We start from the raw sequence: 12,737 nt of genomic DNA, 5'->3' as shown, positions 1-12,737 counted from the left end.
CAATCTCATAGGTATAAAGATGTTAAAACTAACAGCACTTACGTTTGTGGTTGCGCTAGCGTGGCTAAGCCCAGCCGTACCCAAGTCCACTCAACCCGCTTTCGAATTAATTACCTTAGGTGATACAGGCGGCATACAAGATGGTAACTTAAGTGCATTTTTACTACGGGCAATGTCAGAAGAAAACTACATAGCCTTAGACTCTGGCACACTAGTCAATGGGATAAATGTCGCCATAGAAAACCACGCCTTTGAAAATATAACCCGCAAAGCAGACCCTAAGCTTTCAGCCGCAGGCAACATATTACACCACCACGTAAAAGGCTACTTACTTAGCCATGGCCACCTTGACCATGTAGCAGGTTTGCTGATTGCATCACCAGACGATAGCTCTAAACCTATCTATGCCCTGCCCTCAGTAAACAACACCATGAGTGGCAACTATTTTAACTGGCAAGCATGGGCCAATTTCACCGACCGTGGAGCCATCCCCCAGTTAAACAAATATCCGGTTATTGATTTAACTGCACAGCAAAAGGTTTCACTACAAAACACCCAACTCAAAGTCACGCCTTTTAGCTTGAGCCACCCTTTAGAATCCACCGCCTTTGTAATAGAAAAAGACCAAGACATGTTTGTTTACTTTGGAGACACAGGCCCAGACGAAGTGGAAAAAGAAGGCAAACTAGCAGCCATTTGGCACTACCTAGCCAAACAAATGCAAACCAAAACCTTAAGGGGTGTAGTCATCGAAGTATCCTTTGATAATCAAAGGCCCGACAACCTCTTGTTTGGGCACCTCACCCCTAAATATTTACACCAAGAACTCAGTAAGTTTTATGAATTGGTTAGTGATAAATCCCAATTTAACAATATGCAGATCATTATTAGCCATATCAAATACAGCCTTAAGAGTGACCTAGACCCAAAAATTAAGATTAAACAACAACTAGATGCCGCCAATCCACTAGGCTTTAACTTTGTTATTGCAAAACAAGGGCAACGACTGGTTTTATAGTCAGTGAATAAGCTAAGTACTAATAAATTTAAATAACAGTGGAAAAGTCAGAGGTTTTCATTAGAATCAGCGCTCGCTTGACGTGAGAATGATTTATATACAGCAAAAATGTTTGATTAATCATATACACAATAACGATAGTCAACCCCCAAACTCAACCCTATATTGAGTTTTACAATCAGACTGCAATGCAGCTAAAAAACTGTTTGCACCCGTAGCTCAGCTGGATAGAGCGCTGCCCTCCGGAGGCAGAGGTCGTGAGTTCGAATCTCGCCGGGTGCGCCATTTTTAAAATGTCAGATAAAGACTCCTAACTATTAATTAACCTTAGCAATTCAAAGTTTCTTTTAACTTAAGCACCCTAGCGAATTCAACTCATCCGTTCGACTAATTTGTCTGGAACAAATTAGGACAGCTTTAGCTGGTCGCGAAGCGACGAAGCACATGGATGTGCTGAGCAATCCTCTCGGGTGCGCCGTTTTTAAAGGACTGCAGCCTGATTTTGTTTTCTTAAAATTCTCTTTTTTGAAATATGTAGCAAATGTGTAGCAAATGTGTAGCAAATAACCTCACTACTACCTGTATCAAATACGCGTTTTCCTAAATAGGTTTTTCTATTAAAGTAGAGGGTATACTCACTGTAAATTTCAAACTTAAAAATTAAGTAAATTGGGAAAGCGATGATAGACATATTAGGACAGAGAAGGGAGTCTGACGTTTCTGGGCAATTACTAGAGGCAGTCATTAAAAAGTTTAATTTCTCAGGCCAGTTTTATCATGGATTCCCTGTCATTTCTTCTCCAGAAGGCGGTATAACGTTAGATGGGCTTCTATGTTCGAAAGAATACGGGGTAGTCATTTTTCATTATCTAAAGGAGGAAAGCGTAACAGAGGATCTTGCTGAGTTAGTTGATGATGTTCATTTAAAAGTCACAGCAAAACTATCTGAAGTGAGAGAACTCACTAAGAGCAGAAAGCTTGTTGTCCCTGTAAAATCTATAGTTTACGCGCCATCTGGTATTAACTACGAAAGAGGTGATATCGAGAATGAAGTTTTGCTCTCCACTACCGAAGAAGAACTCAGGGAAAATATTGAAGGTTCTATTTGGGAGTATCCAGAACTATTTAAAACGGTTCTCTCTAGACTTCAATCTCTATCAAATTTAAAGCCCAAACGTAAGCGCTCGTATGTAAAGGAAGCGGATTCAAAAGGCGCAGTGCTAAAAAGCTTAGAGAGAGCACTTGCAACTTTGGATACAAATCAGACAAGAGCGGTTCTCGAAAATATAGATGGTGTCCAAAGAATTAGGGGGCTCGCGGGCTCTGGGAAGACGATAGTTTTAGCAAGAAAAATAGCGCACATTCATTCTCAAAATCCTAATTGGGATATTGCTGTCACATTTAATTCAAGATCGTTGAAAGAGCAACTAAAGCGACTGATAGAGATCTTTTACTTTGATGCGACAGACGACCAACCTGACTGGGAAAAGGTCAACATTATTCATGCATGGGGAAGCCCAAAAAGTGAAGGAATGTATTTTAACGCTTGTCTTTTGCACAATGTGCCCTACAAAGACTTCTCCCAATCCAAATATCTTAAAACTGCTGAAGAAGATAATTTTCAAGCGGTGTGTCGTGATTTTTTAGAAAGAACGCAGTCTGATAAAAAACTTTACGACTTAATTTTGATTGATGAAGCTCAAGATTTTAAACCAGAATTCTTACAGCTTTGTTATAGCCTTTTGGGCCCTAAAAAACGACTTATCTACGCATATGACGAGTTGCAAAACCTCGGTGATTCCGCAATGCCTTCACCTGAAGAAATTTGGGGTAATGACGAATCTGGTAAGCCAAGAGTTACTTTTTCAGAGAAGTCGCAAGACATAATACTTGACGTGTGTTACCGAAACCCCGGTCCAGTCCTTACCGCCGCTCACGCGCTAGGTTTTGGAGTTTATAGAAAGCCAATGATTCAAATGTTTGAATATGGCGAATTGTGGAAAGAAATTGGATATGAAGTAACCAACGGCAGTATAACTGAAGGTCAAGAGGTAACTCTTCAAAGGTCCTCTGAGTCAAGCCCTGCTTTGTTAGAAAGCCATAATTCGTATGACGAACTAATCAAATTTAGAAAGTTTGATAGTATCCAGTCCGAATATGATTGGGTCGTTGACGAAATAGTCAAAAATATTAAGGAAGAAGAAATTCTACCAAGCGACATTGTTGTAATTCATCCTAATACTATGAAAATGAGACAAGAGGTTGGGTACATTAGAGATGAGCTTTTCCAAAATGGTATCAACTCATCAATTGCTGGAATCACCAGTTCTCCAGATGAGTTTTTTTCTGACGATAGTATTACCTTTACATCAATTTATAGGGCCAAAGGTAACGAAGCTGCAATGGTTTACATAATCAATGCAGATTACTGTAATTCTGTTTTTGAGCTCGCTAAGAAAAGAAATATTTTATTTACCGCAATGACAAGAACTAAAGCCTGGCTCAGAGTTGTTGGAACAGGTACAAAGTTTGAAGAGTTGATGGACGAATATAACAAGGTACGAGAGAAAAATTTTACACTTCAATTTAAATATCCTACTCAAGAAGAGCGTGAAGAAATGCGAATCGTCAATAGAGATATGACTAGCACGGAGAGAATGCGAGTTTCGCAGGCGCGCAAAAATGCAGAAAATTTAGCCGCATTATTAGGAGGAGAGGTTAACTTAGAAGATATACCCGAGGACGTTAGAACAGCTTTAATACAAAAACTTCAAGGATAAGCTAATGCGCTGCGCTGAGGCAATGGATGACCTTAAATCTATAACATCGAGTCTTATTCGACATGGTTTTAGTGAAGATCAAAACTATCCTTCAATGAAAAAGGTTGGAAACCAATTTCACATAAGTTTTGCTGGCTTTCAAGATATCTCAATTGCATTAAAAGATGTTGCTTATCAAGAGATTTATCATAAACTCGATGAGTTGAGACAATACAATGTAAAGTTGCTTGATGGCGCATTAATACAGATTTTTTATTGTTATGAAAACGATGAATTAACCAAACATCGTCTGTGCTACTTTCCAGCTCCAACTTTTGAATCCTTCCAGAATGAACCTGAATTATATCTAGATGAAGGTAATATTTATGCCGATATAATCCAAAAATCTATATTACCAGTCCCTATTAGGTTTGACTTTGCTCCTAATGATGCTGAGCCAATTATACACCCTTCAAGCCATCTGACATTAGGGCAGTATAAAAACTGTAGAATTCCAGTAACTTCACCATTGTGTCCATCAACTTTTGTAAATTTTATATTAAGTTCTTTTTACTCTACTGCTTACCTAGAAATTCCAGCGACTTTCAGCTCAAGAAGATTACAAAAAACAATTCACGTGGACGAGCTTAGTTTTCTCCATATTAATGTATAGACTCAAGTAGACTTATTTACAGAACTCCAAGTGAAGGCATAAAAGCCGCTCCGACTTTTCCCAAGATCCATGTTTGAATTCGGGTAATGATTTCATTGCATTTGTACTTTATGCCTTTGAGTTTAAAAGTGAATAAACCGTCAAGCCAACTAGTTTTAATCAAACCTGTTTCTCAGCCGCATCTAACTTACTAAACTTCTGGTTTTTGAAATAAGATTTGCACAACATAGCTGGAAACCTTTACTTCGGCGCTATTTATTACAATTTCTTAGCTGCTTGCTGTCTAAGCCCAGAAAAAATTGCCTCCGCCACGTAGGCTGGAAAGTTATTGGGAATTTTAGCTTCGACTTTAGCAATAGCGTTTTCAACATTATCGATAAAGTATTCATAGTGAGAAGCAGCTTTGTCTGTAGGGTATTTCACATACTTGGCAGTCGATACAAAATGACGGAGCTGAATATCGTTCCATTTCCAGTGAGTGTTTTTGCCTTTTAAAGACATGGCCATTTTGATTTTTTGCGGCTGTAACGCACTTTTTGACATCATAGGAAACGCTGACAAGACGTCATACAGAGGAGTCATTCTATATGTGTTTTCAGGCTCTAAGAATACGCTAAAATTCTTTCCATGACCGTCAATAGCAGCGATTAACCAAAAGAATATCTGAGTTTTAAAAAATGAGTCTCTATCCTCCCGATTAGACGAAGCCGTTAACAAATTTAAACAGTCTGTTATTCCTGGACCACCATCTGCCTGATATTTTTGAGCAGATGAAATGCCCATTGCTTGACAAAAATCTTCTTGGGGGAGACGCATCAGCCATGAACCATCAGATGCATATTTACGATCAAAGCGTTCAACGCTTAAAACTTTTTGGTCACCAAAATAAAGCACCTCTGAATTAGCCACATTAAAACCAAAGGCTCTCGCTAGTTCTAGGCAAATAAATTCGTTCTCACAGCTATCGGTTAAATCGATACCCACTTGTGGTAACTCGCCCATGGGTAATTTCATTATGTGACTTGTTGGTGTTGAACCTATGGGTTTTGTCCATTGTTGACCGATTTTAAGCAAAGCGGTTTTCTCTTGAGCGCCGGCAATCGAAATCCGAAAGTCATCATCATCATTTTCCATCCCTAGTGCTGTATGTTTATAGCCTTGTAATAATTTCTCAACGTCTTGCTCTGACAACACCTTGTAGTTTAGTTGGTTTACAGACTCTGGTTGCTCTGAAGATAATTGAATAGCACCCACACAATCTTTGCCTATCGCCGCTAAAAGATCGAAGGCATGTCCAGAGCCGACATTGAATCTAGCTTGTATTTTATTGCGGATGCTTGGGTTATCGGGAAGCAAATTATCGAAGAAGTTATACACTAGATCGCCCGCGTATTTTTGCTTTGTAATGGGTAACGACAAAGAAATAGGACGCGCGCCTGGGCGCTTCATCCACTGCTCGGTATAAGAAAAATGTAGCCCTCCGTGCCTATCTTTTAACAGTGTGCCTACTTTGACCCCATTAAGGCTTACCAGCAACTGCATATTACCATTCCTGATCCCAGCCGCTTTCGGTCTTTTGATTGCTGTGATTTTCTTGCTTGGGCTTAAGCTCAATGGAGAGGCCTAGTTCATGGGCAATTTTAAAAAGAGTATCAATACGGGCGTTACCTGCTGAGTTTTCAATAGCAGAGATGGTTTTTTGCTTTAAACCAACATGCTCCGCCACATCGGTTTGCGTTCGTTGCTGCTTATTTCGATGCAGCTTTATATAGTCAGCCAGTTCTTTTGAGTTGTTAAGCTTCATTATGTCTCTCCACTCTTAACCCCTTGAAGGTATATCTATAAAACTATACCCTAAGAGGTATACCAAGTTAAATATACCCTAAGTGGTATATTTGTCAAATTATACCTTGTAGGGTATTGCTACCAATATAAAAGACATCAAATGACATGAGGAAATTTGTCAGCTTTGTCTAACCAATAATTAAACAGTTTTTGTAGCGTTTTGGTATTCATACCCAAAACGGTTTCTAATTGTTTGATTGTTAGCTGATCGCACATATTGCTTTGCTCTAATGCTATAAGTTTGGCGAGTTTTACTCTACTAGGTTTGTTACCCATGAAAAAATAAATCAATGCCCAACTTGTAGCATAATATTTTGATTGATTGACAGAATTCCAATCAGCTCTTGTTGAAGGAAATAATTGTGGCAGTGGAATAGGTTTTTTACGTAACTTTCCATTGTTAAGCCAGTCAGGGTTGGGTGCTATTTCTGCACTACTTAAATTGGTTGTTATCATTTCAAGGTATTCAGCAATTCCTTCATTCAACCATTTATTTGTAGTACCTATTACTCCACGGTTAATACCATGAGCAGATTCGTGAATAGCTGTTTTAAAAGCGCTTTGGAAAGATCCATAAAAGATTACGGCTTCATTGGTACCATTATCGTAAAAACCTGTCGTTGTTCTAGAGTTTGACGCATGTTTAGCCCGATAGCGTTCAAACCCTTTTTTTGAAGCAATAAACCTAAGATTTATCGACACTTTTTTTAGGTTACTTTTACCTATGAGCTGCCCATAAATAGTAAACATTTTATGAATGGCACGAGAGAGCTTTTCTTTAAACTCAAACGGCACATCTGCCCCCACTATGTTTAACGAGAAGTAATTAAAAACTTGCTCACCAGCTAACTCCAACTCTTCGACACTAAGGTTATCCGGTTTTTTATCACTAAAGTGTGTTACTCCTTGGGAGTCTTTCCATGTGTATATATTTGATTGAGACTTAACTTTTAACTCACCCAAAGAGTGATCTTTGCAAACTCTGCGAGGACGAGAAATCTCGTTTATTGTTTCGGCTTGAGGGGCTAAGTTCAAAGAAGACTCATCTATCTTTGAGCCGATACTTAATACCTCTTGGGTAATGAGTGGTGGTGACTCTTCAAAATAAGAAAGTACTTTATTGACGAATGGAGGAAGCGCTACCTTTTCATTTTCAAGGTACTTCACAAATAAGCTACTAGCGCCAAATGCGCCGGCAACAACCAACCCGATTTTAAGCCGCTTAAACCAGCTCAATTTACTTAGCTCGCTTTCTATCTCTCACCCACAATTGCGAACTATGTGATTTTTTCATTTCAAATAAGTCGATAGCCGCAAACAAATCACTGAGCTTTTTAAAGCCGTAATTACGCTGGTCGAAAGAAGCATGATTTGAAATATGTGAACCAATTGGACCCAATCTTGCCCAACCATCATCTTCTTCTACCGCCTCGATTGCTTGGCGTAGCAAGTTCATTAATCGGGAGTCACTTTTAATATTTTTAGGGGGTGGCTCGGGTGTATTAACTTGTACAGGTTCTTCGTCAAGAAATAAGAATCTAGAACAACTATTTACAAAAGCAGCGGGGGTTTTGCGCTCTCCAAAACCTATAACAAACTTACCATCAGCCAAGGCTCGGGTAACTAATGGTGTAAAATCACAATCAGAGGATACCAAACAAATAACATCTACTTCTTTGGTATAAAGCACGTCCATAACATCAATGACTAAAGCCATATCAGTAGCATTTTTACCTTTGGTCAAATCGAATTGCTGTATAGGTTGAATTGCAAATTCGTGCAAAACATCTTCCCAAGGCTTAATACATGCGTTTTTCCAATTACCATAAGCTTTACGAATATTGACTACTCCATAACGAGCTAATTCTGAGAGAATTTTGTCAATTTTTTTAGCGGGTGCGTTATCTGCATCGATGAACAATGCAATTTTATCTTTGTCTTTCATATAAAACTAAAGTCCTTTTAAACGAACAAGGAGTTTAGCTTAATAGCAGCGTTAGATTGTAGTGTTGAATAAATACCTAGGTATACCGCGCATTAGTAGGCTTTCAATAAAAACACCTACGAGTCGCAATGATTTACCCCACAGTAAAAACTATTTGAAGCTATTCAATCTAGCGGTAAATCCATGCATACTCGAAGCAGTGATAAGTTTCCCATTCGGTTGGAGTTAGCTAGGCGGAGATCGTAAAAACCAAAGTTGCCGGGATGTTAACAGGTAATGGAATATATACTCCCGAGAAAAGCTAAAGATAACTCACTTTGTAAACATAGAGATGTTCAGTATGCTAAACACACTAAAGCTTGTTGCAGTAGACGAGCATCATACCCAAGGTGTTCTTTACCAAGTTCAAATAGACAATATACCTTTATTAGATATGTTTACTGAATTTGAATCACGTTATTCAAGCAGTATTAATGGTGCATATACCGACACATTAACGACTGATATTATTAAGAATAATCTATCAGAGGTTGGGAAGTGTTTTACACCACTAGCTTGTGATTGTGGTGAATGGGAATGCTGGTTTATCACAGGTGAAGTATTAACCTATGACGAGTTTGTCTGTTGGGGTAAATGGGTTAATCCTTATCGTTCTGACCGAACCCGTAAAGCAGAAGGTATGTTTTGGAGCTACAAAGAATTCCCCGCCATTGTTTTTGAAGCAAAACAATATCAAGATGAAATCAATCGTGTTTTAGGCAACCAATAAAACTCAAACAAGCGCTAATTGCTGAGCTTTAGCAGGGCATAAAATAGTACGCTATATCACCTTCGCCTTTCTAATGCTGGTATATCAAAATAATCATCTGGTGAGAGTGCTTTTAGTTTGGCTTGGGCTTGTTTACGTTCAGTTCGCGCAGCTAGGGTTTCGCCAAACACTTCTAGATGGGCTTTTTCCATTAACTCTGAGCACTCTAAACGGTCAAGAACCCCTAGCATTTCACCTGCTAATAAGACTCCTTCAACTCTATGCTTTTGCTTGGTACCTGGCTTGCCCTGTTTAGTTAAATTAAACACCTGTTTTAATTGCGACTCGCAAAAAGCAACAAACTCTAGTTTATCCATTATGTTCACCTAATAGTCCATCTACCCTATTCACATCAGCATCCTAAAGCATAATGTTATGGCTGTGAAAATAGGATAAATGGGACAAGAACCTCTGTTAGGTTCTGATTTGTTGTAACAAGTTTTGATGGGCGTCGCTTTCAACGCCCCTATCAATCAATTCGCTTTTAATGTTAATTGCACACTGCTTTCATCACTTGTTAAGTGTTGTCGACTATTAAGTAAAAACAACTTGTTTGGGTCGATATTTCCACTGGTTGTTAAATACAATTTTACCGCTTTGGCTCTATCCTCGGCTAGCTTGGCTAATTCATGGCGCGGAATGTTTATTGCGCTTCTTACTTGATTGTACATAGCAATCATTAAAGCTTGCTCTAACTGCTCATCTGCAATGATTTTTTCGCTATCGTCTCCTTGTAACCTTGCCTTTACCTGTTGCTTTTGTTCTTCAACAGTTTGCTTTGTTGTAGTGGTAAATAAGGTTTTTAATGCTTCTGCTATTGGGCCTGTAAGTGGCGCTGTGGAAGAGCTAAACCCCTCTGGTAGCGCTGGTTCTTGAGATAGTTCTAATACTTGCTGTTGTAGTTTTTGCTCTGCGAGTTCATAGGCATCACTTACTTCATTTACAGTACCTTCAATATCCACTTTGAGCTTGGGGCGCTTTGCTAAGGCCGCAGCTAAAGAGTCTAGCGTTTTTGAGGCAGCTTCATCTAGTTCAGCTTTACCGCTAATAAAAGTGACTTTGTTGAGCTCATCTTCACTACCAACTAAATTTGCTAACAAAGAAAAAGGCGATGTTACTGCTTTGGTTATAATGTTTCCTAGGGCTTTGAATATAATTGAACCAAAACCAAAGCTAGGGTTATCTAAATCTCCCGACACCTCCATGCCTAGGTCAATCACTCCGTTGGCGTCTTGCAGTAAGGCAATTGCCAAGGATAAAGGCAGACTCACAGCTTGGTCTGAATTGATTTTACGGCCTAAGGTGAGTTGGTCGATAACCACTTGGTTGTCTCCCACGAGTTGGTTGTTCTCTAGCTGATAATCCACGTTAAGTGACAGTAAGCCTTTGTCTATAAAGTGCCCCATATAGGTGCCTGAATAAGGATTGACTGAGGTAAGTTCAGCGCCATCAACTGAGAAGTTTAAGTCTAGGTATATTTGCTCTATCAGGGGGTTAACTTTACCTTTAAGCAATACTGGTGCGTATCCGTCTATCTTCCCAGCTAAGTTCACATTTGCAGCGGTATCCGCTGTAGAAGAAAGCGAGCTGATCTTACCATTTAAGGTTTCAATTCCTGCCGCAAATGGAGCCCTTAATGAGTTGTCTTCAAAGTAAGTACTGCCGTCATTGATACTTATATCGTCAATTCTAATGGCCATAGCATCGGGTGCTGCTTGTGGTGTTGCAGCGTCTTCTGAGGCTACCTTTGACTCGGTAGCAGTAGAGGAGTTTTGTACCAGTATGTCACTGATGTTAGTTTTTTTGTCTTTGTAAATTATGAACTTGGCAAAGGGCTTGTCTAACTGCACGGTTTCAATTGAAAGTTGATTTTCCATAGACTGATATTGAATACCCTGAATATTAAGGTCTTGCCATTTGAGTAAGGGCTGTTGTTGCAGTCCATCTATCACATTTAAGTTGGCTATATTGGCGTTACCTGTAAAGGTAATTGGGCTGGTAGTGCCGGCTTCGAATGTCCCTGTTAGCCCTGCAATACCATCTTGCAAGCTGGCGTTTACGTAAGGGCGTATATAAGATTGCAGCTGGGCTAAAGCAAACTGTGTCACTTCTACCGAGCCTGCAAGTTGTTCTGAGGCAGGTTTAATCTCACCGTCACTACTAAAAAAGCCTAACGGGGTTTCAGGGTTAGCTTGTGTATCACCACCTACACCTAAATTTAGACTGTACTCGATGGGCACAGTAAGGCTTGAGTCCACTACCCCCGTAGCTGCATTTAATTCAAACACACGCCAATACATAGCATCAGAAACTTGAGTTTCTTTGAGCTGAATATCACCATTTTTTAACGCAAAAGACTGTAAAATTACGCGCCAACTAGACTCACCGTCTTGGCTGCTTGGGGTATTGGTTGCTTGCTCTGGGTCAGAGGTAGCAGGCTTTGCCCCTGCGGTTTGTTCCGCTGCAGGTTTAGAGGGCGTAAACATTGCTTGTAAGTCTAACCCTTGCTCTTCAAAGTTGGCAGCAACCCAAGGCTTATTGATGATGATTTGGTCCACATCAACTTGTTCGGTATCTGTATCTAAACTGAGATTATTTACGTTTACTTCGGCAATTGTAATTCGGGGTTGAGTACCATCAGATATCGCTAAATTAGATAGGGTGACTTGAGCATTATTAGCACGAAAACGCACCCCTTCTTGCCCTTCAGACAAATGGTAATCTGTATAAAAGTCTAATAATCCATCAGTTAATTTAGCCTCGATAACCTCATTTGATAATGGCCATAAGGGGCTAAGGGCGATAGCCGAAAGGGCAATATTACCTTCAATAGCTAAAGGGGATAATTGAACCTGACCAACAAACCCAAGAGTCCCTCCCTCAGCGGTTTCTATTTGAATATCATAATGATTATCTGGAGTGGCCGTATTTTGACCTTGGGTTACTTTAGATATTGCAGCAAGGCTATCAAACTCAGTTAGCTCAAAGGCTAAATCTGGAAATGCTAAGTCTGTAGCAGTAACTGCGTCAGACAGCAGAACCTCACCACCTTTAAGGGCTAAGTTATTCACTTTAAAGTGAGGGAGCTCAGAGCTCTCTTTAGGTGTATCTTGCTGACTTTCACCTGCGCTTAAATGAGCGAGTATGTCAGAAAAGTTAAACTGGGTTAGCTCACCTTCACTCAACCTAGCTATATGCAGGTATGGCTCATCAATGGTGAAGCTTTCTAAGGTTGGAGTGAAATGCAGCAAGGTTTCCCAAAAGCTAACATCAACTTCCAATAAAGCCACCTTAACAAAAAGCTCGTCACTGCTGCTTTCTTTAATAACAAAATTGGACACGCGAGTGCGCAGTAAAAAAGGGTTAATTCTTACCTTTTCAATGGTGACACTGCGCTGCAGTTTATCACTTAATAACTGCGGCAAGTGGGATTGCAAAATCAACGGGGTGATTAAGCCCCAAATTAGCCCATACACCAAATATGCACTAAATAAATAGGTGGTTATTCGCAACCACTTAGGCTGTTTACGAAATGCTGAAACGAAATGTTTAAGAGTCATAATATTGGTTTAACAAATTTGTTAGTAAGGAGTGAGCGGCCAATTGGCTATAGACTGCAGTAGTTATAAAAAGTTGCGAGAATATTTTAAACTGCACTAAATTGCAGATTTTACTGGTTAAAAGCAGTT

Annotated in this window: 10 protein-coding genes and 1 tRNA gene; 5 read left to right on the top strand and 6 right to left on the bottom strand. The window is 39.6% G+C overall.

Annotated elements, in window-relative coordinates; translation table 11 throughout:
• Positions 1–19: 19 nt before the first annotated feature.
• From ACMUMK_RS00820 to ACMUMK_RS00805, 4 genes are all read left to right on the top strand, one after another.
• Positions 20–1,018, top strand: coding sequence for an MBL fold metallo-hydrolase (locus ACMUMK_RS00820; protein ID WP_414699233.1), 999 nt, complete (start codon positions 20–22; stop codon positions 1,016–1,018).
• A 208-nt stretch (positions 1,019–1,226) separates the two neighbouring features.
• Positions 1,227–1,303 (top strand) — tRNA-Arg (locus ACMUMK_RS00815).
• Between the two features lie 395 nt (positions 1,304–1,698).
• Entirely contained in the window at positions 1,699–3,798 is a 2,100-nt protein-coding gene (locus ACMUMK_RS00810) for a DEAD/DEAH box helicase (protein ID WP_414699232.1), read from the top strand.
• Between the two features lie 4 nt (positions 3,799–3,802).
• A complete protein-coding gene (locus ACMUMK_RS00805) occupies positions 3,803–4,450 on the top strand; it encodes a DUF2290 domain-containing protein (protein ID WP_414699231.1) in 648 nt (215 codons plus the stop codon).
• Between the two features lie 258 nt (positions 4,451–4,708).
• On the opposite strand, the gene ACMUMK_RS00800 is transcribed toward ACMUMK_RS00805, so the two are convergent.
• The 4 genes from ACMUMK_RS00800 to ACMUMK_RS00785 all read right to left on the bottom strand — a co-directional run bounded on the left by ACMUMK_RS00800 (position 4,709) and on the right by ACMUMK_RS00785 (position 8,240).
• On the bottom strand, positions 4,709–5,992 hold the full coding sequence (locus ACMUMK_RS00800) for a type II toxin-antitoxin system HipA family toxin (protein WP_414699230.1): 1,284 nt from the start codon (positions 5,990–5,992) through the stop codon (positions 4,709–4,711).
• Position 5,993: 1 nt separating this feature from the next.
• Positions 5,994–6,254, bottom strand: a complete 261-nt coding sequence (locus ACMUMK_RS00795) for a helix-turn-helix domain-containing protein (RefSeq protein ID WP_414699229.1) — start codon at positions 6,252–6,254, stop codon at positions 5,994–5,996.
• Positions 6,255–6,391: 137 nt separating this feature from the next.
• Entirely contained in the window at positions 6,392–7,531 is a 1,140-nt protein-coding gene (locus ACMUMK_RS00790; protein ID WP_414699228.1) for a DUF4124 domain-containing protein, read from the bottom strand.
• A gap of 1 nt (position 7,532) precedes the next feature.
• The gene (locus ACMUMK_RS00785; protein WP_289029661.1) at positions 7,533–8,240 is read right to left on the bottom strand and encodes an NYN domain-containing protein; all 708 of its coding nucleotides are present in this window, start codon (positions 8,238–8,240) and stop codon (positions 7,533–7,535) included.
• A gap of 340 nt (positions 8,241–8,580) precedes the next feature.
• Between ACMUMK_RS00785 and ACMUMK_RS00780 the strand changes: the two genes are divergently transcribed.
• Positions 8,581–9,009, top strand: coding sequence for a hypothetical protein (locus tag ACMUMK_RS00780; RefSeq protein ID WP_414699227.1), 429 nt, complete (start codon positions 8,581–8,583; stop codon positions 9,007–9,009).
• 56 nt (positions 9,010–9,065) lie between these two features.
• Here the strand turns inward: ACMUMK_RS00780 and ACMUMK_RS00775 are convergent, their stop codons facing one another.
• Positions 9,066–9,365, bottom strand: coding sequence for a hypothetical protein (locus ACMUMK_RS00775; RefSeq protein ID WP_414699226.1), 300 nt, complete (start codon positions 9,363–9,365; stop codon positions 9,066–9,068).
• Between the two features lie 156 nt (positions 9,366–9,521).
• Positions 9,522–12,608: a DUF748 domain-containing protein gene (locus ACMUMK_RS00770; RefSeq protein WP_414699225.1), complete on the bottom strand. Its 3,087-nt coding sequence runs from the start codon at positions 12,606–12,608 to the stop codon at positions 9,522–9,524.
• Positions 12,609–12,737 lie beyond the last annotated feature (129 nt).

The sequence above is a fragment of the Paraglaciecola sp. 2405UD69-4 genome (genome assembly GCF_047525415.1).
Lineage (GTDB): Bacteria > Pseudomonadota > Gammaproteobacteria > Enterobacterales > Alteromonadaceae > Paraglaciecola.
The sequence above is the reverse complement of the archived record's forward strand: the minus strand, read 5'-3'. Positions and strand labels throughout refer to the sequence as shown.